We start from the raw sequence: 23,155 nt of genomic DNA, 5'->3' as shown, positions 1-23,155 counted from the left end.
TCAACTGTTTAATTTTAAAAAAGGTTGATACTCAATTGTATCAACCTTTTCTATGCTAATGGCAACCTAACAATAACTGTTGTGCCTTCGTTAACATCACTCGTTAATGTTACAGTACCACCAAGTATTTCAGTATAGTGTTGGACAATAGACAAACCTAATCCCGAACCACCTGTATTTCTTTGACGCGACTCACTCACTCGGTAAAAACGTTCAAAAATTCGCTTTTGATCTATCTCAGAGATACCAATTCCTGTATCCTCTACAGTTAATATAATTTCTCCGTCCTGTTCTTTTAGATAGATAAAAATGGAATCTTTTTCTCGTGTGTACTCCACTGCATTTTCGATTAAATTTTTTACAATTAATTGAAACGCATTACCAGGTAAATTAATTGATGTATGCGTCGCGCTATCAAAGGTAACATTTAAACTTTTTTCATTTATCTTAAATTGATAACGTTCCAATTCTTCTGAAATAACCGTGACTGGATCACTGACTACTGTATCTAAAAGATAAATATCTTTCTCTGTTTTTAAAAGAGTCATAATATTTTGAATGAGAACTAGAAGCCTTTTACCTTCAGTTTCAATAATTTGAAGAAATTGCTCGGATATTTCTGGATCATCCTTTGCACCTGCAAGAAGCGTTTCCGCAAAACCAATAATAGAAGTTGTTGGCGTTTTTAACTCATGAGAGATATTACTAATAAAGTCCTCATGAACTTGCTCAATTTGCTTCATCTCTGTGACATCATAAATAATTCCTACATATTCTGTTATATCGCCTTCTAACAAACGAATGACCACATTTAAATCATGATTTTTAGGATTAGTAATTCGAATCTCACCTTGAACTTGCTCCTTTTGAGAAATCGCAGTTTTAATCAATTGATTCATTTTTTGATGATTGAACCACTCTTTATAGTTCTTCTTTTCCTTTTTCTTTGAAAACAAATGTTCAGTAACTTGATTAGCTAAGACAAGATCTAAATTTTCATCTAAAATAAAAATACCAATATCTAGATTTTCAAAGAGAAAAGATAATTTCTCTTCATTCTGTAATTGTTTATAGTAAAGAAGACTTGCTTCATCCATTAATTCATACACTGTTTGATACAACTCCTGCCATTCACTTGGGGCATCAACAACAATTTGTTTTTTCTCTGGATTTCGGATAGCTTGGCGTAAAATTGGAAGAATAAATTGAATTGGTTTTTGGCTCTGTCTCCAAATATAAACATACATTCCTACAATAATTAATGCCATGATTAATAAGATAGAAAAAATATTTCTTTGAAAGTTCTTCAAAGAGCTTGTAATTTCTGTATACTCTTCAGACAAACGTAAAACACCAATTAATTCTCCATCATGATAGATTCCTTTAGCCACATAAATCATTTTCTCATCGACTGTTTGACTCTCTCTAATGGCATAACCTTCTTGTTGTCCTTCTTCCAATATTTTTCTAATTTCTGGTCTCTTTTCCCTTGTTCCTTTAGCAAGTGAACCATGTGTAGAATCATATTGAATATCACCATTCTCATCTAAAATGGTTAATCTTTCTGTCTTTGTGATACTATCATCTAATTTTTTTTCATCAATCGATAACTTATTTCCTTCAAACAAGTAGGGTGTCAACATATCAATCTCTGTTGTTAACTTTTCCTTTTGTTGACTTAACACTTCTTCCTTAAAAAAAGAGGTGGTATAAAAACCACCTCCTATAAATAAGAAGACAATCAATATTAAGACGAGTTGAGGGGTTAACTCTTTTTTATGTCTTCTCATGCATCTGACTCCTGAAATTTATAACCAAATCCTCGAACCGTTTTTATAAATTTCGGTTTTTTAGGATCATCTTCTATTTTCTCTCTTAAGTGACTCACGTGAATATCAACTGTGCGTGACAGATGATACATATCATCTTGCCAAATAGAATTCATCAACTCATCTCTTCCAATGATTCGATTTTGTCGTTCCATAAAATAAATGAGTAACTCAAATTCTTTTTTAGTAAAATTTAACTCCTCACCATCTTTTGTCACGCGGTAATTTTTAGGATAAGCAATTAAGTTTCCTACTTGAATCTCCTCACCAGAAGTAGACTCAGTTTGTTTATTTCCTGCTAATTCTAAACGTCTTTCAACAGCACGAATTCGTGCAATTAACTCACGGGGACTAAAGGGTTTTGTGACATAATCATCTGCACCAACTTCTAAGCCAATAATTTTATCTAGGGTTTCATCTTTAGCTGTCAGCATGATAATGGGTGTATGGATATTATTTTTACGTAATTGCTTTGTAACCTCAAAACCATTAATTTGAGGTAGCATCAAATCAAGAATGATAAAATCAAACTGATTGTTTGTTGCTAGTTCCAAGGCAGACTCACCATCGTGGCAAACTTCAACTTCGAAATTTTCTTTTTCAAGGTTGTATTTTAACAGTGTGGTAATCGATAGTTCGTCATCCACAACTAAAATTCTTTTCACTCAAAAGCACGTCCCTTCCGTCAATTATCAATTTATTTTACTATACCACAGAACGACGGTGCTTTCTAAATGAATGCTTGTTATTTTATCTTCCCATCTAGGTCTCTTTCAACCTTCATATCTGAAATGGCAATGTATCCTAATTCTTTAATCACATTTTTTTGGACATCATCACTCTTCATATAATCAAGGAATGTGATGACTTCTTTCTTAGCATCTTTTTGTGTATACATATGCTCGTATGCCCAAATTTTCCATGAGTTGTCAGTAACATTCTCATCTTTTGGTTCCACCCCATCAATTGCTAAGCCTTGAATAGACTCATCAATGTATGAGAAAGCTAAGTAACTAATAGCGCCTGGTGTTTCTGCAACGATTTTTCTAACCGTTCCTGAAGAATCTTGCTCTTGCCCTTTTGCAGGTTCTGCTCCTTCTAGTCCCCATTTTTCAAATGTTGCACGAGTTCCACTTCCTGCTGCACGATTAATGATTTCAATTTTTTGATCTTTACCACCAACATCTTTCCAGTTAGTCGTCTTTCCTGTAAAGATATCTTTTAATTGGTCTTTCGTAATATCTTTAACACCTGCTTCTTTATTGATAACTGGAGCAACACCAACTACTGCAATTTGATGATCTTCAATTTTAGAAGCATCAATGCCGTCTTTTTCCTCAGCATAAACATCTGAATTACCAATATCTACTGCACCACTTGATACTTGGGTTAATCCAGTACCACTTCCACCGCCTTGTACAGTGATTGTATAGTTAGGATTATCTGTCATATAAATTTCCGCTACTTTTTCAACAAGTGGTTGTAAGGCTGTTGACCCAACTGATGTTATTTCCACTTTTTCAGTTGAACTTGCCTTTTTACTTTCTCCTGTTGAATCTTTCGTATCAGAAGAACCTCCACACGCTGCTAATGTAAATAAAATACCTACTGTTGATAATGATAAGAGAATTTTTTTCATGGTTGTAATAACTCCTTTAATATTTTGATTACACACAGAGTGTAACAAGCCAATGTAAAATTTAATCCCTTTTATCTGTAAAATATATGTAAAAATAACTCCTGTTTTACTTTTTCTTTACGTCATTCCATCTTTTAAATAAAGTAAACGTAAATTTTATGACAAAATAAAAAAAGTTCCGAGGAGTAATCCTCGAAACTTTACAAATTAACTAACTTTTTTCTTTTGTAATTCTGGTTGGCCATCACCATCAACTGCTTCTTTTGTAATAACCACTTTAGCGACATCTTCACGTGTTGGAATTTCATACATCACATTCATCATGACATGCTCAATAATTGATCTAAGTCCACGTGCACCTGTGTCTCTTTCAATTGCTTGAGAAGCAATCGCATTAAGAGCTCCTGGTGTAAAGTCTAAAGTAACATCATCTAGTGACAATAATTTTTTATATTGTTTAGTCAACGCATTTTTAGGCTCAGTTAAGATACGAACTAAATCTGCTTCTGTTAATTTTTCTAATGAAGCCATAACTGGTAATCGACCGATGAACTCAGGGATTAAACCAAATTTAAGTAAATCTTCTGGAATAATTTGAGACATAATACTTAAGTCTTCATCACGTTTTTTATTATTTGAACCAAAACCAATGACTTTTTCGCCTAAACGTTCTTTAACGATTGTTTCAATGCCATCAAAAGCACCACCAACAATAAATAAAATCTCAGTCGTATCAATTTGAATTAACTCTTGTTGTGGATGTTTACGTCCTCCTTGAGGTGGAACACTAGCAACAGTTCCTTCAAGAATTTTTAACAATGCTTGTTGGACCCCTTCGCCAGATACATCACGAGTAATTGAAACATTCTCGCTTTTACGAGCAATTTTATCAATCTCATCAATATAGATAATACCACGTTGAGCTTTTTCTACATTGTAATCAGCAGCTTGTAAAAGTTTTAAAAGGATGTTTTCTACATCTTCCCCTACATAACCTGCTTCAGTTAAACTAGTTGCATCAGCAATAGCAAATGGCACGTTTAATGTTCTTGCTAAAGTTTGAGCTAAGAATGTTTTACCAGAACCTGTTGGTCCAATTAAACAAATGTTACTCTTTTGAAGTTCAACTTCATCAGTTGCTTCATCTGATTCTTCTTGGATGGACATTTGTTGCACACGTTTATAGTGATTATAAACCGCAACTGCTAAAACTTTTTTAGCTCTTTCTTGTCCAATGACATATTCATTTAAAATTTCTAAAATTTCTTGTGGTTTTAATACATTAATTAGATCTGATGCCATCTCATCTTGAATTTCTTCATCTATGATCTCTTTACATAAATCGATACATTCATTACATATATATACTCCAGGACCTGCTACTAATTTTTTAACTTCATCCTGCGATTTACCACAAAAAGAACAGCGAACCTCATTGTTCTCATCTGTATTATCGTACATGTGCTTCCCTCCTGTTGAACAAAGGCTTTTTATTATACTAGCCCTTCATGACGTCTACCCCGTATATTCTAACACACTACTTTATTTCATGCACCAAAAAGGTAATAAATGAAGGAGCTTAGCCAAAAGCTTTTAAATTTTTATTAAATTAGAAAAGAAAAAACTGGAACAGTGCTAAAAATAGTTCTGTCCCAGCTTATAATCAATTGAATTTTTAAAAATTACGCTTCTTTAGCAGTTGAAGTAATTACATCAACAGCACGTTTCATTTTAATGTCATGAGCTAACATGTCATTGTTTAACGCGCCACGAACAGCACTTTCTTCCATTCCGTATTGTTCAGCTAAATCTTTGATTTCAGCATCAATATCTTCGTCAGTTACTTCGTAATTTTCAGCAGCTACAATTGCTTCAATAACTAAGTTAGTTTTAGTTCTTGTTTCTGCTTCGCCTTCGAATTGTTCATGTAAATCTTGTTCAGTTGTTCCAGTCATTTGGTAGTATAATTCTGGAGAAATACCTTGTTGTTGCATATTTCCTAAGAATTCGTTCATACCACGGTGTACTTCGTCATGAACCATTACGTGTGGTAATTCAACGATTTCAGCGTTTTCTACTGCTTGAGCAATAGCTGCTTCTTCGATAGCGTTTTTAGCAGCTTCTTCTTTAGAAGCAGTTAAATCAGCTTTAATTTTTTCTTTTAATTCTGCTAATGTTTCTACTGAATCATCAACATCTTTAGCAAATTCATCATCTAATTCAGGTAATTCTTTTGCTTTAACTTCATGAACTTTTACTTTAAATACAGCTTCTTGACCAGCTAAGTCTTCAGCTTGGTATTCTTCTGGGAAAGTAACAGTTACATCTAATTCATCATTTGCTTTTGTTCCAACTAATTGGTCTTCAAAACCAGGAATGAATGAACCTGAACCTAATTCTAATGAGTAGTTTTCGCCTTTTCCGCCTTCAAAAGCAACATCGCCTTTGAATCCTTCAAAGTCAATAACAACTGTGTCGCCATTAACTGCTGCTTCGTCTTCTTTAATAACTAATTCAGCTTGGCTAGCTTGTTTTTGTTTTAAGTTTTCTTCAACATCAGCATCTGTAACTTCGCGATCTTGTTTTTCAACTGTTAAGTTTTTGTATTCACCTAATTTAACTTCAGGTTTTACAGTAACTTCAGCAGTAATAGTCCAAGGTTGACCTTTTTCCATGCTAACAACATCAATGTTTGGTTGAGAAACTGGTTCTAAACCTGCTTCTTCAATAGCTGCTCCGTAGATTTCAGGTAATACGTGGTTTAAAGCATCTTCATATAATGCTTCTTCACCGTACATTTTGTTAAATACTTGACGTGAAACTTTTCCTTTACGGAATCCAGGCACGCTAATATTTTTTTTCACTTTGTTAAATGCAGCTTTTAAGCCTTCTTCGATTTTATCTTGTGAAACTTCAAATGTTAAAATCCCATCGTTAGTTCCTTTTTTTTCCCATTTTGCAGACATAATCTGTACCTCCAAGTTATCTATTAATCTTATTTTTACTTCCTTGCATACCCTACAATCTTACACTAAAGGTCATTAATTGTAAACATTTTTCCTTTGATTGTTTACTGAAATATCAATAACTTTGTGATCTCTTCATCTAGCTTTTGTTGATAGGTGTAAATGCTTTCTAATGCTTTATCAGACGTCTCATCAAGGTACCGGTGGATATAACTATTTACCCAATCAGAAACAGGTTGCATCGTTTCTTTTTCAAAGGGATACATGCAGCCAATATGAAGCTTCATTAGCTGTAGTACTTCTTGTTTTAAACTAGGTTGATTCATCGTATAATATTCAGCTACCTCTTTTACAATCTCACTATCACGGTAACTATCTGCCAAAGACACTCCTTTTGACGGAACAAATTCTCTTTGTACCTCTTCCCAGGTTAAAAGGGTGATTTCTTCTTCTACTTTAAGTTGAACTAGCTGATTAACTAATTCATTTCTTAAAAAAATAGGAAGTTGTTTGGCTATTATTAGTTCTTTAGCTAATTCAACAAACACCTCTTTAGGGAAATAAACCATTTGTTTTAAAATCATTGTTTGCTCTAATGGTTTTTTTTCAGGAATTGACAAAAATAAAGTTTTTAATTCATCGAATTTTTTCTGATTAATCACCAATTGATAGTCTTTAGCTATTTCATATTTTTTTCCCCACTCAGCTTTGATAGTCACATGAGAGAGTAAGAAAAACTTTTCAATTTCTAAAAAAAGATGACATTTATTAAGTAATGTAAAATAAACATCATGATATTCTTTATTTTGTAAGTAATCCTTCTTATGTTCCACCATTATCTTATACGCATCATCATAAGCTTCTAACTCCATTAATGACTTAGTCAGACTAACATTAGCAACTAAATCATCCTTTATATCATAGGCTTTTTCAAAATGCTCACTTGCTTCTATAAATTCTTTATTTTCTACATGTTTTTGACCAATCAACATGTGGCGTTCAAATAAATCGGGCATCTCAAGCATTTATTTACTTCCCTTCTTGTCATTGGTATAAAAAAAAGAAGGTGGACACAATTTGTCTCACACTCCTTTTTTGAGTGAGTAAACCAGTACTGGTCTACTCTGTTAATCTTAGTCTTGTAATAATTCAAAGATTTCTAATGCAACTAAATCAATGTCATCAAATTGATAAACTTGTTGAGAACCAGTTTCTGTTAACTCAAACATTTCGTTGCTGCTATCAAATGTTACGATGCATCGCTCTTGTCCTTCGCGTTCAAAACGGCGAACTTGAACTTCACTGTCTTCAGCCTCTACCATTGCACTCAATCTCTTAAGGATTGCAGTTAGTTGAGAATTTTTCATAGAGCAAGCCTCCTTAAAATTTCTACTGTCTTATTGTAACAGAAAGATACACAACATGCATTTAAAATATCGAACTTTTTCGGTAAAATTTGAAAAAAGTTAATCATTCCACCAAAGTTTGATTAATGCTTGGGTGCCATCATTTTCAAAACCACTCTCAATTAGTGCTTCATATAGATCTCTAGCCTTTTTAGTCGCTGGTAAATCAATGTTCATATTTTCAGCTTCAGCTAAAGCAATATTCAAATCTTTAACAAAATGCTTAACAAAGAATCCAGGTGTAAAATCACGTTTTAAAATTCTTGGTGCATAATTTGTTAACGACCAGTTAGCTGCACTTCCTCCGCCAACTGTATCTAAAACTTTCTCTAAATCTAAATTAGCAGCTTTAGCATAAACCAAAAGTTCTGTCATACCTGTCATAGTTCCAGCGATCATAATTTGGTTAGCCATCTTAGTGTGTTGACCACTACCAGGTGCTCCTTGTAAATTCACTTTTCCACTAAAGACATTAAAAATTGGTTCTACTTTAGTATAAGCTTCTTTTTCGCCACCAACCATCGTAGTTAATGTGCCGTTTTTAGCACCTAAGTCACCACCAGAAACAGGGGCATCTAAACTAACACCGCCAGCTTCTTTAGCTGTTTCAGCAATTTTTTGAGCTAGAGAAGGTGTACTAGTTGTCATATCAACTACAATTTTACCTTTGATATCTGCTTTAAAAATGCCCGCTTCACCATAATAAATACCTTCAACATCTTTTGGAAATCCAACCATACTAAAGATAACATCACTTGCTTCTGTCACTTCTTGAGGTGTTTCCTTCCAAGTTGCGCCTAATTCAACTAAATTATCTGTCTTACTTTTTGTTCGATTATAGACAGCTACTTCATAACCTGCATTTAGTAAATGTTTAACAATCGAAGCTCCCATAACACCAGTTCCGATAAATCCAATTTTCTCCATTAGCTTCACCTCTTCGTATTAATACCTTAATTATAGACAAGCATGGAGAAATAATAAAGGATTAAAACAAATTGACTGTTAGACAATTGTTTCAATCCTTTTAGTTTGATTAGTAGAAATGTCAGGTTTAATAAATAAAGCAATTAATCCCAGTACAATTCCCATGTAGTAAGTCACTATACGCCATAAAAAAATAGCTAAAACTAGCTTCCCTGGCACAAAAATAAAAGTACCAAAAAGAAGTGTAAAACTATATTCTGCTCCTCCCGTTCCACCAGGAATTGGAAAAAGCGAAATAATCATAATAATGAATGCATGAAAGACAATCACTTTAAAAACATTCACATTTTCTGTGTTTAAAGCAAGTAGAACAAAATACGGTACGATGTAATACATAATTAATTGCATAATCGTTAAAAAACTTGTTTTAAAAATCAATGTTCCCTGATTTCTCATATAATTACTTTGTTCATAGAAAGTTGTCATTTTATTTAATAAAGGTTGTCTAAATTTTTGTAACCTTTTACCCAGTTTAAGGTGGTTTAGAAAGTTGAACACGCCATTAACAATATTTTTAGTTAGTGAGTGCCAAAACATTACCATCAGTAGGCAAAAGACAACAATAAAATGAATAGCAAATCCAATTAAAATTAAATAGGACAAACTCTCCAGACTATTAGATACCCATTTAAATCCAAGAACAATACAAATGATAAAGTTGAAAACTATCCAGACTTGATAAACAATAAACTTCATTAAAGAAACAGAAGCCGCGACGCCATAATCAACTCCCGATTTTCCAAGAGCTACTATCTGAGCAGGTTGTCCGCCTGTTGAAAACGGCGTAATCGCATTAAATAAATGCTCGATCAAAGGAATTCGGTAGGCATTTTTAAAAGAGTAATCCGGATTACTTCGCTTTAAAAACAATTGAGTAATTCTACCCTCAATGCCCCAGTGTATTAACATACAGAGAAAAGCAACGATTAGCCAACCCCATTTGATAGTAACAATCTCCGCATAAATCTCATCAAAGCTCACTTTTTTTAATTCTGTCCAAATGACGATAAAGCCTAGCAGTACAGCTATACCTAAATAAATACCATTTTTTCTACTCATCGACTACCTCACACTTATTTTTTAAAAATTCTAAGTGAGTTGAGGCCTTCATCTTCTGGAGATTCTTCCTCTTCTTGATACAAACGAAAATAATTAGTAGATTTAATATAAAACTCTTCTACTCTCTCTCCAAATGCCTCACTTGAAATTTCGTAAAGTTTTTCTTTTATTAATGCTTCTTTTGTTTCATGAGGATTCTTAACATATTCAATCAGAGCATCAGCAAAATCTTCATCCTCTTTGTAAGTCACCCCTAAACTTAAATCATCAAACAAAGGATCTAAATAAGCATTTCCTTTAGCGACAACTCGTGTTTTAGCTGCCATACTTTCTGTATACGTTAAACCTTGTGTTTCCGAATCCGAGGCACTAACAAAGATATCAGCAGCCTGATAAAACGGCGATATATCCTCATTTGGCACTTCACCAGCAAATATGACATAGTCAGAAATACCTAGTTCTTCTGCTTGTTTTTCTAAATCTTTTTTGTAAGGACCTTCTCCTACAATTAATAACCTAGCTTGAGGTAGCTCCTCTATCACTTTAGGCATGCCATTTAAAATGGTTTGAATATTTTTTTCATAGGAAATACGACTAACCGATAGTAAGAAAAGATGCTCATCTGTTAGTTGGTATTTATTTTTAACTGCTTGTTTTTCCTCTTCAGGAACCGGTTTAAATTTGGAAACATCAATTCCTGTCGGGATAATAAACTTAGGCGTTGTAATGTCATATTCATTTAGTTTATCCACCACCCGCTGGCTAGGACAAACAATACCCGATAAATGAGTGGTAAAAAGCTTAGAAAACTGCTTCACATGAACTGGTCGAATCAACTTACCATTTGCAATATAATGCAAATAATCCTCATACATTGTGTGATAGGTATGAACACATGGAATTTCAAGTGCTTTAGCTACATGCTTTCCAAGTAAACCTAAACCAAATTCAGTATGCGTATGAATTATATCTAGCTCCAAATCTTTTGCTACATAATAAGCATAAAGCATTCCTCGAACCACGACTCTTCTTTCTTTAAAAGAAATAAATGGAATACTTGGCATTCTGATGATTCGCTCTTCATTTTCAGAAGCATTGGGGTCAGTTGTTGTGAAAATATAAACCTCATGACCTCTTTTTTCTAATTCTTGTTTTAATGTTCTAATAGATGTAGAAACCCCACTTACTTGGGGAAAATAGGTATCTGTAAAAAAACCAATTTTCACAACACTCACCTCCTTTTATTTTTTAATTGAATTTGTATAATAATCAAACCAGATTTTGGCAATATTCTCTTCTGAATAATAAACAGCTGCTTTCTTTGATTTACGACGATAAGTTTCTAGTATATCTTTATTTTTTAAGATAGAAGAAAGAACTTCCTGCATCTCTTTTACGTCTTTTGTTTTAATATAATCATCTTCAATAATAGCGTGATACAACTCTAAATCTCTTAACATAACCGGAGTACCCGAGTTGAATGCTTCTAAAATACACATCGGAAACAACTCATTGTATGATGGTAATAGAAATACATCGGCCATATTATAATATTTTACTAACTCTTGTCGATCAATAATTCCTGTAAATTTTAGATTACTAGGTGGATTATCATAAACTTTTTTATAGCGATCATAGCCATCTGTGATTTTTCCAAATGAAAAACCACCAGCCCATACAAATTGAATCTCCGGATTATTTTTGGCTAGAGAAATAAAATCATCTAATCCTTTACGTTGTTGTATCTGTCCTGCTCCTAAAATAATCAAATCATCTTTAGAAAATTTATTTTCACTTCGCCATCTTTCTTTATCTTCTTCTGTCGCTTCAAAAAAGACTTCACTAGAAACAAAATTAGGAATATACGTTACTTTTTCAGTATGGATTCCTGCTGCTTCTAGTTTAGGGATAAATGATGGATTTACCACAACTAATTGATCCATTCGCTTGTAAAATGAAATTAAATAGCGATCAAATATTTTTTGAAAGGGAGAAAAAATGGATATACTTCCTTCTAAAGTCTCTGGTAAAAAATGAACATACCCTACTTTAATACCTCTTTTTTTCTTAAAAAAAGTAGATAGGTAAAATAGTGGGTCTACCGTATGATAATGAGATATATCTGAGGCTGAATACTTATTTATTTTTATATCAAATTGAGTAGAAAAATGCTTGTTTAACATCTTGATCAACTCATTATATGCACTTCCGACACCTTGACCTTTGACTTTGTCAGCGGAAGAAAACATATTAATTTTCAGCAATTCTTTCACTCCTTGTGTTCACTATACTGAAAAAAAGATGTTAACACATCCTACTATAGCCTGAGTTTTTCCTTTTAATTATAGCATAAGATAATAATTGTTAAAAAAAGGAAACCATCAACCATTTTACCACGTTTTACTCAAAATAAAAAACTTGTGGCAAAAAAGATTGATTAATCTTTTTCTTAGTATCCAAAAAAAGAGATTGGCATTTTCAGCCAACCTCTTCTAATAGTTAAATTTACTCAGCAGTATATTCTTCAACTAAAGCCACAACTTCTGCTGCTGTATCGCATTCAGTAATTGCTTTATTAGCTAATTCTGCCATTTTAGTTGAGTCTAAACGTTTCATTAAGCTTCTAGTACGTAAAATACTTGTTGCACTCATTGAAAATTCGTCTAAACCTAAACCAACTAATAATGGAACAGCTGTTTGATCGCCAGCCATCTCTCCACACATACCAGCCCATTTACCTTCAGCATGCGCTGAATCAATAACGTTTTTAATTAAACGTAAGATTGCGGGATTATATGGTTGGTACAGATAAGAAACGCGTTCGTTCATACGGTCTGCTGCCATTGTGTATTGAATTAAGTCATTTGTTCCGATACTGAAGAAGTCAACTTCTTTAGCAAATCTGTCAGCAATAACTGCTGCAGCTGGAATTTCAATCATGATACCAACTTGGATATCATCTGAAACTTCAACACCTTCAGCTACTAATTTAGCTTTTTCTTCTAATAACATTGCTTTAGCATCACGGAATTCTTGTAATGTAGCAATCATTGGGAACATAATGCGTAAGTTACCGTAAGTTGAGGCACGTAAAAGTGCACGTAACTGTGTACGGAACATGTCGTCTTCTGCTAAACAGATACGGATTGCGCGGTAACCTAAGAATGGGTTCATTTCTTCAGGGAGTTTCAAGTATGGTAACTCTTTATCTCCACCGATATCCATTGTACGAACCACAACTGGTTTGCCATCCATACCTTCTAAAACAGCTTTGTATGCTTCAAATTGATCATCTTCATTAGGGAAATCTGGTGAATCCATGTATAAGAATTCTGTACGGTATAAACCAACAGCTTCTCCACCATGACCATTAACACCTTCTAAATCTTTAGGTGTTCCAATATTTCCAGCTAACTCAAAATGTTTACCATCAGCAGTTACTGTTTTAGCATTTTTTAATTTATCCCATTCAGCTTTTAAATCTTCGAAAGCTTGTCTCTTACTTTCAAAGTCAGCTACCTGTTCAGAAGTTGGGTTAACGATAACGTCACCTTCACTACCGTCAACAGCGATCATGTCGCCTTCAACAACCATTTCAGTGATTTCTTTTGTTCCAACAACTGCTGGAATTTCTAGTGAACGCGCCATGATAGCAGAGTGAGATGTACGTCCACCAATGTTTGTTACAAAGGCACGGACAAAATTACGATCTAACTGTGCTGTATCACTAGGTGTTAAATCTTCAGCAATGATGATAACTTCTTCATCAATCATTGATAAATCGGGTAATTTAACTCCTACTAAATGACTCATTACGCGTTTCATTACATCTTTAATATCTGCTGCACGTTCTTGCATGTAAGGATTGTCTTCCATGCTTTCAAACATGCCAACAAACATATCTGTTACGTCTTTCAAAGCTGATTCTGCGTTGACTTGATTATCTTTTATATTACCTTCAACAGCTCCAACTAGCTCTGGATCTGCTAAAACCATTAAATGAGCATCAAATACTTGTGCTTCTTCTTCACCTAAGCTTTTAACTGCTTTATTACGGATAGTTTGTAATTCTGCAGTTGATTTTTCAAGTGCATCAGAAAGACGAGCAACTTCTTGATCGACGTTATCAGTTGATATTTTTTCAAATGATAAGTCAGGCTCAACTAAAAGATAAGCTTTTGCAACCGCAATACCATCACTAACGGCAATACCTTTTAATTGTTTAGTCATTATTCTGATAAACCTTCTTTTTTCATTGTTTCTTCGATTGCAGCAATTGCTTCTGCTTCGTCAGCACCTTCAGCTGAAATAATAACGTCAGCACCTTGGCCAACACCTAAAGACATAACGCCCATGATTGATTTCAAGTTAACTGATTTGCCTTTGTATTCTAAATTGATATCTGAACTGAATTTGCTAGCAGTTTGTACTAGTAATGTTGCTGGACGAGCGTGAATACCTGTGTCTGCTACTACGTGAAATTCTTTTTTTTCCATAATTAATCATTCTCCTTTAATAATACGAATGTTTTTTTGCGAGCCATTTTCAAAAACAAAAATGCTTTTTAGTAATAACCCTTTCAATGATAAAGAATACCATGTTTTAGTACCTGTGACAACTTATTTCCTTTAAAAAATTCAGCCACACTGAAACATTCATTTTTCTTTTCATCCTTGTTTTCTATAAATGACTTTGCCACCTAAACCTGCTTCACCGACGATTTGTTTTTTGTTTGGATGACTATTCCAAACTTCTCTAAATGAAAAGAATTCATCTTTCTCAACGATAATTTCTTCAATTTCGCCATTTAGTAAAGCTTCAACCTGCGCTTCAAAAGAATTTTCTGTCACTCCATCACCTTCCTTTGTCTGTATAACTCTATTTTACCATTTTTTCTTCTATATCCTAGTCATCAAGAGACATCTTTTTTACTCAAGGTCTATTTCTTGATAAGAGACTGGCACTTACGATATAATAGTTTCAAAGGTCAAACAAGGTCAAAAGACTTAGTTTGATTTATATTCAACAAGGAGAGTGATTAAATGCTTTGTCAAAATTGTCAATCAAATGAAGCAACTATTCATCTATATACAAACGTCCAAGGTCAAAAGAAACAAGTCGATCTTTGCCAACAATGCTACAGACAAATTAAGCAACAAGAAGACTTAGCTCATCGTGAACGCATGATGCAAGATCCTTATGGTTTTGGTTCACTTAACGATTTATTCCGTCAATTATCAGAACAAAATAGAAATCAACAAGCAAGTCAACCAAATACACCACCAACTCAAGCTGGAAGAATGGGACCTCCTATGCCTCCAACTCAAGGTGGAAATTCGATTTTACAAGAGTTTGGTGAAAATCTAACTCAAGAAGCAAGAGATGGAAAAATTGATCCAGTTATTGGACGAGATGAAGAAATTACAAGAGTAATCGAAATACTAAATAGAAGAACTAAAAATAATCCTGTTCTGATAGGGGAACCTGGTGTTGGTAAAACAGCTGTTGTAGAAGGATTAGCTCTAAAAATTGTCGAAGGTAATGTCCCTCAAAAACTACTTGAAAAAGAAGTCATTCGTTTAGATGTTGCGTCTCTTGTTCAAGGAACAGGCATTCGTGGACAGTTTGAAGAAAGAATGCAAAATCTAATCAATGAGTTAAAAGAAAACGATTCTGTTATCCTTTTCATAGACGAAGTTCACGAAATTGTCGGTGCTGGTAATGCTGGTGACGGTAACATGGATGCAGGAAATATCTTAAAACCTGCTTTAGCTCGTGGCGAACTTCAAATGGTCGGAGCTACCACTTTAAATGAATATCGAATCATTGAAAAAGACGCAGCCCTTGAAAGAAGAATGCAACCTGTTCGTGTGGATGAACCTTCTGAAGAAGAAACGATTACTATTCTAAAAGGAATTCAAAAACGTTACGAAGATTTTCACCATGTTGCTTATACAGATGAAGCAATCATTGGAGCTGTTAAGTTATCTAGTCGTTTTATTCAAGACAGACAACTACCTGATAAGGCTATTGATTTATTAGATGAGACTGGCTCAAAGAAAAACTTAACAATTCAAGCACTTGACCCTAAAGTGATCGAGCAACGTTTAAATGAAGCCGAGAAACAAAAACAACTAGCTTCTAAGGAAGAAGACTTTGAGCGCGCTGCTTATTACCGCGACCAAGTGGCTAAGCTAACAAAACTCCAAGAAACTCAAGTTGCTGATGAGGATGTACCAACTGTTACTATTAAAGATATGGAACAAGTTGTTGAAGCAAAAACAGGTATTCCTGTTGGTGACTTAAAAGAAAAAGAACAAACTCAAATGAAAAACTTGGACAAAGACATCAAGCAACATGTCATCGGACAAGATGAAGCCGTCGATAAAGTATCCCGTGCTATTCGTCGTAACCGAATTGGCTTAAACAAAAAGAACCGACCAATTGGTTCATTCCTATTTGTTGGACCAACTGGTGTCGGAAAAACTGAGCTTGCTAAACAACTTGCCTTTGAACTTTTTGGTGCCAAAGACAGTATGGTTCGTTTTGATATGAGTGAGTATATGGAAAAACACAGTGTGGCTAAACTGATTGGTTCTCCTCCTGGTTATGTGGGATATGAAGAAGCTGGTCAATTGACTGAACGCATCAGAAGAAATCCATATAGTTTAATTCTATTGGATGAAATTGAAAAAGCTCATCCTGATGTTTTACATATGTTCCTTCAAATTTTAGATGATGGTCGTTTAACAGATGCTAAAGGAAGAACTGTTAGCTTTAAAGATACAATCATTATTATGACAAGTAACGCGGGAACTGGTGCCATTGAAGCAAGTGTAGGATTTGGCGCAGCTAAAGATGGAACTTCTCAATCTGTTTTAGGTCAATTAAGTAACTTCTTTAAACCAGAATTTTTAAACAGATTTGATGGGATCATCGAATTTTCTCCGTTATCTAAAGAAAACTTATTATCTATTGTTTCCTTAATGCTTGATGATGTGAACAGTTTACTAGAAAATCAAGAAATTCATATTGATACCACTCAAGAAGTGAAAGAAAAATTAGTCGAACTTGGTTATGACCCTAAAATGGGGGCTAGACCTTTAAGACGAGTTATTCAAGAACACATTGAAGATGGCATTGCTGATTTCTATCTTGATCATCCAACAACTAAATCACTAGAAGCTGTTTTAGTTGATGATAAAATTGTTGTGACAGAGAAAAAACAGGCAGAATAACCACCTAATAAATAGAAATAACGAAACTGACAACTTAATGTCACTTTCGTTATTTTTTCCGTTCATTTTTGTTCAAAATAAATAAAGAAAAGTGCCCAGTTTCCGTTATTTTTTTTTATTTATGTTATAATTAGATTAGAAATTGAAAGATGTTTCAATAATAGTTAGAGGTGAAGAGGATGAAATTAATTGATGTAACAAACAGTTATGCAGTATTAGTTTCAAAGCAATTGGAAAATACAGATGCTAACTTAGTAAAAGTGTATTCTCTAGGAAAAACGCTTGTTGTTCACAGTATCGCTGATAGTCATATCGAAGTGGTCATTGTAAATAAAATGCGTGAAGTTAAAGACTTTGAAGTTGAGCATGTATTGAATGAAATTCTTGAAAGAGGAATTGATAGTGACGATTTGGACATCATACGAACGAAAGGTGTCGTCGAAATTTCAATGCCCGTAGCCAAAAAGAAAAAACAGGCCAATGAAAAATAAACTCCTCGCAATTATTTTAAATAAAAACAAATAAAACCTTCTACGAAGTGCCAGTTACTAGCATTCGTAGAAGGTTTTTAAGTTATTTTTAGAATCTATTAATTAAAGTGGCTTAATAACATCTTCCCAACTCGCTAACGATTCTTGTTCAACTTTATCAAAATCATATGGACTGAAAATTTGCTCATTATCTAGATAGTCTAACCAACCTTTAGTAATACTTTCTTGATCATTTTTTACTACCATCGCAACCGGTGCAGCATTTTCAGGCTGTCCTTTTTGTAATCCACGTGAAGTAGCTGGAATCTCAACTGTTATGACATTTGTATTAACAGCTAATGATTCAAATACTACCAAACCTAATCCCTCATATAAACTTGTAAAAACAAAAGCTTCACAATATTTTAAAAGTGAATATGGGTTTTGCATTCCACCAACAATATAAATATGCTCATTGGCAGAAGACTCTTTAGCTTGATTAATTGTTTGATTTTTTAAAGGTCCATGTGGAGCAATTATAACTAATCTTGTATTCGGATGATGTTTATGAACTTCTTCAAATGCAGTCAACAAACGATCATGTCCTTTTTGCTTATCAAAACGACCGATATTAGAAAACACCTTCACATTAGGATCCAACAAATCATCAATCAGTTTTAATTTAGATAATCCATAAATATAACCTAACTCTTCGTTTGTAATTTCTAAACTGTCTGTCACTTTAAACAACTCTGTATATTTCGATTGAAAAATTCCATCTAGTTCACTTTTATACTTTTTAACATTAGGAATTAAATCACTTTCACCAATGTTTCGTCTTTGAATAATTGTTTTAAACAATCGGTCAATTGGAGTAAAAGAATTGTCTTCTTTAATTTGAACAGGTAAAGAATCATGAATTGTTTTCTTAATTCCGCCATAATGAGTAATTGATGTATCTAATAGTGATGTAAATAAGCTTTCTTCTGATGCTTCTATGATCTTATCTGTTCCAAGGAAATTATCTAAAATTTTTATATTTTTTATTTTAGGATAATTAGAAACCAATCTTTCTCTTAATTCCTCATTAACCAGAACAACTTGATCAACTTTTTCATAACTATTTTTCAAGACTTTTTTATTGATATTTTTTTTAGCATCGTACTCTTCGAACATATCTGTATGATAAAAAATAGTTGTTTTTATTTTTTCACCAGAAATAGCTTGAGTCATCGCTGCATACGCACGTTCAAATCCTGTGTAATGAATAAAATGATTAATTTCCAAATTATTAAACATTCGTCGAAAATCTAAACGGTACATTTTCATAACAACTGTTTCAATTGTTTTTCTCATGAATTTGTTTCCAAACCATTCCTTCTTCAAATACAGGTGGGTGAAAATACCTTCAAAAAAACTGTACTGAGCTACACCGGATGTCAATATATAAGGAATTTGTAGCTCTTTTAATTTATATTTATGTGCATACTTCACGCTTTTATCTTTCAAATGCAAGATATAGTTATTTTCTTCTAAATCAATTGCATCCAATGTATTGAAAAAAGCTTGCGTAATTCCATTATCCCAAAGTGGTCCAGCAAAGAATACTACGTTATCCTTCTCATTTCTCAAACTAAATTCTTTGATGTTGCTACAAGCTTTACCTGAGAATAGATAGTCTACTAACTCTTTTGTTCCTTCTAAGTTATCATTACTAATGTACTTATCTTGGAAATTTTTGTCTGTTAGCTCATCCTCATCTCTTAGATGAGTAATCAATTCGTCAATAGTACTTACTTTTAAGAAAGGGTAATCAGCAATATCTTCATATAATCCTCTTTGCTTATAATAAGCTGCTTTATCATAAGTAAATAAGATTGTTGATCTATTTGTACACAAGAAATCGTACATAATAGAACTATAATCTGTTATTAAAGTATCCACCGCTGTTAGAAACTCATACGTTTCATATTTACTTGGAAAAGGTTTTACATGTTTCAAATCATGAATATTTAAAGTCATCTTTTCAGCATCAAACGGATGTAGTTTTACAAATAATACTTCGTTATCGGTTAAGTTTTTATCCAGAGCTAATAATGCTTTTTCTGTATAAGAGATTGATGTTCCTTCATCTCTATAAGTTGGCATGTACATATAAACTTTTTTATTATCTAAATCTAGCTCATTTCTAACTTTTTCTCTAACTAAATCATCAAATAATATAGAGTTTCTTGCAGAAGGTGCGACAACAACTTTTGTACTTGCAATATTATTTAAGTTATAACTTTCAACTAATTTATCTTTCGTATAGTCGTTACTAACGACTAAATAATCAGAAGCTAAAAAATTCTTTTGAACATTTCCAAATCCGTCCAAATTCATGTCTTTTCCTAATTTTTTTAGGGGCGTTCCATGCCATATATTAATGTAAACTTGCTCAGGTCTCTTATTAAAAAATGACCAAAAAGTTGTGTCATTAATCAGATACTTACTTGTAGCTAAGGCCAAAAAATAATCTTTACTTAAAAATTCAACTACTTTTACTTTATCAGTAATATTTTGTTTCTTTAATAATAATTGAAGCCAATCTTTTTTTTCTGGAACAATCGAAATAACTAATTGCATTTGAGGATATCTTTCCGCTAAGTCTTTGCAGACATAAAGAACATGACCACTAAAATCTCTACTTTGTGTTGATTCAAGTAAAATTTGGTTTTCCTCAATTGATTTATGCTTAAGATACTTCAGATATTTAAACTCATAAGATTTTGACATTTTATTTTTTATTGTATTTTTCACTTTTTTGTTTAACATTTACAAAAAAACTCTCCATTCAAAATTATTTTGATAAACAACTACTTCCCACGTTTTGTTATATAAAACTAATTATTTTTAAAAAATAACTAAAATGAATGAAATTTATTTAAAATTAATTATTCGTTAATTATCTTTATTCACTTTACTACTCTCTTTAATAATATAAATCGGTCTTCTTTTTGTTTCTAAGAAAGTTTTGCCTAAATATTGACCCACAACGCCTAAACATAGAAGTTGCAAACCGCCTAAGGCTAAAATAATACAGACAAGGGATGGCCATCCTGAAGTTGGGTCACCATACACTAACGCCCGGATAATAATAAAAATCAAAGCAATAATAGCTCCAACAAATGAAAACAAACCAACAAACGCAGAAAAAACTAGAGGAAATTCCGAGAATGCTACAATCCCATCTAGAGAATATTTAAATAAACTCCAAAAGGACCAAGAAGTTTCCCCGTCTGTTCTTTCCACATTTTCAAACTCCAAATAGTAAGTATCAAAACCCACCCAACTAAAAATTCCTTTTGAAAAACGATTGTATTCTTTTACTTCTAAAATGGCATCAACCATCTGTCTGGTCATTAAACGATAGTCTCTGGCTCCATCTACTATTTCCACATCAGAAATCCGATTAATCACTCGGTAAAATTGACGCGCGAAAAAAGACCTGATTTTAGGCTCACCTTTACGACTAACACGTCTTGTTCCTACACAATCGTATTTTTCTTCTGTGATCAACTGATACATTTTTGGTAGTAAAGAAGGGGGATCTTGTAAATCCACATCCATCACCGTTACATAATCACCAGTAGAATGTTGCAATCCCGCATATAGAGCTGCTTCTTTTCCAAAATTCCTAGAAAATGATAGATAATGATACTTCTCATTTACCTTTGAGAGCTCTTTTAAAACAGGTAGCGTATTATCGGTTGAGCCATCATTTATAAAAATATACTCAAAATTCGTTGCTTCAAATTGTTTTTCGATTTTTGACATTTCATCAACAAAATGTTGAATCGCCTGTTCTTCATTGAAACAAGGAATAATAATTGTAATTAATTGATTCATTTGTTTTTCGTCCTTATTCTTCCCCATTGACTAGTGACTTACAATAAACTCTTAAGTTCCACTTCCGGATATTTATCCGTAAACCAACGCATTGCAAATTGATTTTCAAATAAAAATAGTGGTTGGTCAAAACGGTCTCTAGCTAAAATATTTCGACTAGAGCTCATTTTTTCATCTAATTGCTCAGGATTAATCCAACGAGCAATCTTAGTTCCCATAGGATCCATGATGACTTCTGTATTGTATTCTCCTTGCATACGATGTTTGAACACTTCAAATTGAAGTTGTCCAACAGCACCGATAATAAAGTCTTCTGTCAAATACGTTTTATATAACTGAATTGCACCTTCTTGAACTAATTGATTTAGCCCTTTGTAGAAGGACTTTTGTTTCATAACGTTTTTAGCTGTTACTCGCATAAATAATTCTGGAGTAAAGTGAGGTAAATCTTCGAACTCTACTTTTTCTTTCCCAGTATAAATAGTGTCTCCAATTTGGTAAGTACCTGTATCGTATAAACCAATGATATCACCCGCAACTGCTTCTTCTACCTGTTCACGAGAATCCGCCATAAATTGAGTTGAATTATTTAATTTAATTTTTTTACTCTCACGAGATAATTGAACGTCCATCCCACGACTAAATGAGCCTGAACAAATACGGACAAATGCAATTCTGTCTCGGTGAGCAGGGTTCATATTAGCTTGGATTTTAAAGATAAAACCTGAGAAGTCTTCGCTATAAGGACTCACTTCTCCCTCATCTTTTGTTTTATGTGCTGATGGAGCTGGAGCAAATTTTAAGAAAGTCTCTAAAAATGTCTCTACCCCAAAGTTAGTTAAAGCTGAACCAAAGAACACAGGTGTTAATTGTCCGTTAGCAATTTTTTCTTCAGAAAATTCATTTCCTGCTTCTAATAACAACTCAGCATCATCCATCACTTGATCAAAAATTGAAAGCTGTTTGATTGGATGATCTATTTCAAGTTCATGATTTTCATTTAATGGTAAGAAACGCTCGCCATCATAACGCTCTGGACGGTGGATTTCTACTCTGTTATTAAAGATATCATATAACCCTTCAAACCCTTTACCCATACCAATTGGCCAGTTCATTGGGTAAGATTCGATTTCTAAAACTTCTTCAAGTTCTTCCAATAACTCTAATGGTTCACGACCATCTCTATCTAATTTATTGATGAACGTAAAAATAGGAATACCACGCATACGACAAACTTGGAATAATTTTTTAGTTTGTGCTTCAATACCTTTGGCGCTATCAATTACCATAACAGCACTGTCAACGGCCATAAGTGTTCGATAAGTATCCTCTGAGAAATCCTCATGTCCTGGTGTATCCAAGATATTAACGCGTTTGTCTTCAAAATCAAACTGCATCACAGAACTTGTTACAGAAATCCCTCTTTGTTTTTCAATATCCATCCAGTCAGATTTAGCAAAGTTACCTGTTTTCTTTCCCTTAACTGTACCAGCGCTTCTAATAGCGCCCCCAAACAATAGTAACTGCTCTGTAATCGTTGTTTTCCCCGCATCCGGATGGGAAATGATAGCAAATGTCCTTCTACGCTCAACTTCTTTTTGTTGATTAAACCCCATAATATTCTCCTAACTAAATTTTATATTTAAATTGATTCTCTTTTTATCAAAACATTG

19 protein-coding genes are annotated in these 23,155 nt (G+C 33.4%); 2 read left to right on the top strand and 17 right to left on the bottom strand.

Annotated elements, in window-relative coordinates; all coding sequences use genetic code 11:
* Window positions 1-50: 50 nt before the first annotated feature.
* From H9L18_RS04110 to H9L18_RS04045, 14 genes are all read right to left on the bottom strand, one after another.
* Window positions 51-1,790, bottom strand: coding sequence for a sensor histidine kinase (locus tag H9L18_RS04110; protein ID WP_126790758.1), 1,740 nt, complete (start codon window positions 1,788-1,790; stop codon window positions 51-53).
* A complete protein-coding gene (locus H9L18_RS04105) occupies window positions 1,787-2,494 on the bottom strand; it encodes a response regulator transcription factor (RefSeq protein WP_126790760.1) in 708 nt (235 codons plus the stop codon). The genes H9L18_RS04110 and H9L18_RS04105 overlap by 4 nt, the downstream gene beginning before the upstream one ends.
* 80 nt (window positions 2,495-2,574) lie before the next feature.
* Entirely contained in the window at window positions 2,575-3,468 is an 894-nt protein-coding gene (locus tag H9L18_RS04100) for a phosphate ABC transporter substrate-binding protein PstS family protein (RefSeq protein ID WP_126790762.1), read from the bottom strand.
* A 207-nt stretch (window positions 3,469-3,675) separates the two neighbouring features.
* Window positions 3,676-4,929, bottom strand: coding sequence for an ATP-dependent Clp protease ATP-binding subunit ClpX (clpX, locus tag H9L18_RS04095; protein ID WP_126790764.1), 1,254 nt, complete (start codon window positions 4,927-4,929; stop codon window positions 3,676-3,678).
* 221 nt (window positions 4,930-5,150) lie between these two features.
* Complete coding sequence (tig, locus tag H9L18_RS04090; RefSeq protein WP_126790766.1) at window positions 5,151-6,434, bottom strand: trigger factor; 1,284 nt, start codon at window positions 6,432-6,434, stop codon at window positions 5,151-5,153.
* Window positions 6,435-6,538: 104 nt separating this feature from the next.
* Window positions 6,539-7,459: a hypothetical protein gene (locus H9L18_RS04085; RefSeq protein ID WP_126790768.1), complete on the bottom strand. Its 921-nt coding sequence runs from the start codon at window positions 7,457-7,459 to the stop codon at window positions 6,539-6,541.
* Window positions 7,460-7,567: 108 nt separating this feature from the next.
* On the bottom strand, window positions 7,568-7,801 hold the full coding sequence (locus tag H9L18_RS04080) for a YkuJ family protein (RefSeq protein ID WP_126790770.1): 234 nt from the start codon (window positions 7,799-7,801) through the stop codon (window positions 7,568-7,570).
* Window positions 7,802-7,900: 99 nt separating this feature from the next.
* Complete coding sequence (locus H9L18_RS04075) at window positions 7,901-8,767, bottom strand: NAD(P)-dependent oxidoreductase (protein ID WP_126790772.1); 867 nt, start codon at window positions 8,765-8,767, stop codon at window positions 7,901-7,903.
* 78 nt (window positions 8,768-8,845) lie between these two features.
* Window positions 8,846-9,886, bottom strand: a complete 1,041-nt coding sequence (locus H9L18_RS04070) for a lysylphosphatidylglycerol synthase transmembrane domain-containing protein (RefSeq protein WP_126790774.1) — start codon at window positions 9,884-9,886, stop codon at window positions 8,846-8,848.
* A 14-nt stretch (window positions 9,887-9,900) separates the two neighbouring features.
* Window positions 9,901-11,112 carry a glycosyltransferase family 4 protein gene (locus H9L18_RS04065; protein ID WP_126790776.1) on the bottom strand — a complete coding sequence of 404 codons (1,212 nt, stop codon included), beginning with the start codon at window positions 11,110-11,112 and terminating at the stop codon, window positions 9,901-9,903.
* 15 nt (window positions 11,113-11,127) lie between these two features.
* Complete coding sequence (locus H9L18_RS04060; RefSeq protein ID WP_126790778.1) at window positions 11,128-12,150, bottom strand: glycosyltransferase family 4 protein; 1,023 nt, start codon at window positions 12,148-12,150, stop codon at window positions 11,128-11,130.
* Window positions 12,151-12,391: 241 nt separating this feature from the next.
* Window positions 12,392-14,116 carry a phosphoenolpyruvate--protein phosphotransferase gene (ptsP, locus tag H9L18_RS04055; RefSeq protein WP_126790780.1) on the bottom strand — a complete coding sequence of 575 codons (1,725 nt, stop codon included), beginning with the start codon at window positions 14,114-14,116 and terminating at the stop codon, window positions 12,392-12,394.
* Entirely contained in the window at window positions 14,116-14,382 is a 267-nt protein-coding gene (locus H9L18_RS04050) for a phosphocarrier protein HPr (protein WP_126790782.1), read from the bottom strand. The genes ptsP and H9L18_RS04050 overlap by 1 nt, the downstream gene beginning before the upstream one ends.
* Before the next feature lie 171 nt (window positions 14,383-14,553).
* Window positions 14,554-14,736, bottom strand: a complete 183-nt coding sequence (locus H9L18_RS04045; RefSeq protein WP_126790784.1) for a hypothetical protein — start codon at window positions 14,734-14,736, stop codon at window positions 14,554-14,556.
* A 192-nt stretch (window positions 14,737-14,928) separates the two neighbouring features.
* Between H9L18_RS04045 and H9L18_RS04040 the strand changes: the two genes are divergently transcribed.
* Window positions 14,929-17,124 carry an ATP-dependent Clp protease ATP-binding subunit gene (locus tag H9L18_RS04040; RefSeq protein ID WP_126790786.1) on the top strand — a complete coding sequence of 732 codons (2,196 nt, stop codon included), beginning with the start codon at window positions 14,929-14,931 and terminating at the stop codon, window positions 17,122-17,124.
* A gap of 179 nt (window positions 17,125-17,303) precedes the next feature.
* Window positions 17,304-17,615: a DUF1827 family protein gene (locus H9L18_RS04035; RefSeq protein WP_126790788.1), complete on the top strand. Its 312-nt coding sequence runs from the start codon at window positions 17,304-17,306 to the stop codon at window positions 17,613-17,615.
* Between the two features lie 102 nt (window positions 17,616-17,717).
* Here the strand turns inward: H9L18_RS04035 and H9L18_RS04030 are convergent, their stop codons facing one another.
* From H9L18_RS04030 to H9L18_RS04020, 3 genes are all read right to left on the bottom strand, one after another.
* The gene (locus H9L18_RS04030) at window positions 17,718-20,408 is read right to left on the bottom strand and encodes a CDP-glycerol glycerophosphotransferase family protein (RefSeq protein WP_126790790.1); all 2,691 of its coding nucleotides are present in this window, start codon (window positions 20,406-20,408) and stop codon (window positions 17,718-17,720) included.
* Window positions 20,409-20,534: 126 nt separating this feature from the next.
* Complete coding sequence (locus H9L18_RS04025; protein WP_126790792.1) at window positions 20,535-21,482, bottom strand: glycosyltransferase family 2 protein; 948 nt, start codon at window positions 21,480-21,482, stop codon at window positions 20,535-20,537.
* Window positions 21,483-21,520: 38 nt separating this feature from the next.
* Entirely contained in the window at window positions 21,521-23,098 is a 1,578-nt protein-coding gene (locus tag H9L18_RS04020) for a peptide chain release factor 3 (protein ID WP_126790794.1), read from the bottom strand.
* Window positions 23,099-23,155 lie beyond the last annotated feature (57 nt).

The sequence above is a fragment of the Vagococcus carniphilus genome (genome assembly GCF_014397115.1).
Lineage (GTDB): Bacteria > Bacillota > Bacilli > Lactobacillales > Vagococcaceae > Vagococcus > Vagococcus carniphilus.
The sequence above is the reverse complement of the archived record's forward strand: the minus strand, read 5'-3'. Positions and strand labels throughout refer to the sequence as shown.

What these genes read in the sequence shown, in the direction of transcription:
- H9L18_RS04110 (WP_126790758.1), bottom strand. Translation starts at nt 1,790, where the DNA reads ATGAGAAGACATAAAAAAGAGTTAACCCCTCAACTCGTCTTAATATTG.
- H9L18_RS04100 (WP_126790762.1), bottom strand. Translation starts at nt 3,468, where the DNA reads ATGAAAAAAATTCTCTTATCATTATCAACAGTAGGTATTTTATTTACA.
- clpX (WP_126790764.1), bottom strand. Translation starts at nt 4,929, where the DNA reads ATGTACGATAATACAGATGAGAACAATGAGGTTCGCTGTTCTTTTTGT.
- tig (WP_126790766.1), bottom strand. Translation starts at nt 6,434, where the DNA reads ATGTCTGCAAAATGGGAAAAAAAAGGAACTAACGATGGGATTTTAACA.
- H9L18_RS04085 (WP_126790768.1), bottom strand. Translation starts at nt 7,459, where the DNA reads ATGCTTGAGATGCCCGATTTATTTGAACGCCACATGTTGATTGGTCAA.
- H9L18_RS04080 (WP_126790770.1), bottom strand. Translation starts at nt 7,801, where the DNA reads ATGAAAAATTCTCAACTAACTGCAATCCTTAAGAGATTGAGTGCAATG.
- H9L18_RS04075 (WP_126790772.1), bottom strand. Translation starts at nt 8,767, where the DNA reads ATGGAGAAAATTGGATTTATCGGAACTGGTGTTATGGGAGCTTCGATT.
- H9L18_RS04070 (WP_126790774.1), bottom strand. Translation starts at nt 9,886, where the DNA reads ATGAGTAGAAAAAATGGTATTTATTTAGGTATAGCTGTACTGCTAGGC.
- ptsP (WP_126790780.1), bottom strand. Translation starts at nt 14,116, where the DNA reads ATGACTAAACAATTAAAAGGTATTGCCGTTAGTGATGGTATTGCGGTT.
- H9L18_RS04050 (WP_126790782.1), bottom strand. Translation starts at nt 14,382, where the DNA reads ATGGAAAAAAAAGAATTTCACGTAGTAGCAGACACAGGTATTCACGCT.
- H9L18_RS04040 (WP_126790786.1), top strand. Translation starts at nt 14,929, where the DNA reads ATGCTTTGTCAAAATTGTCAATCAAATGAAGCAACTATTCATCTATAT.
- H9L18_RS04035 (WP_126790788.1), top strand. Translation starts at nt 17,304, where the DNA reads ATGAAATTAATTGATGTAACAAACAGTTATGCAGTATTAGTTTCAAAG.
- H9L18_RS04030 (WP_126790790.1), bottom strand. Translation starts at nt 20,408, where the DNA reads ATGTTAAACAAAAAAGTGAAAAATACAATAAAAAATAAAATGTCAAAA.
- H9L18_RS04025 (WP_126790792.1), bottom strand. Translation starts at nt 21,482, where the DNA reads ATGAATCAATTAATTACAATTATTATTCCTTGTTTCAATGAAGAACAG.
- H9L18_RS04020 (WP_126790794.1), bottom strand. Translation starts at nt 23,098, where the DNA reads ATGGGGTTTAATCAACAAAAAGAAGTTGAGCGTAGAAGGACATTTGCT.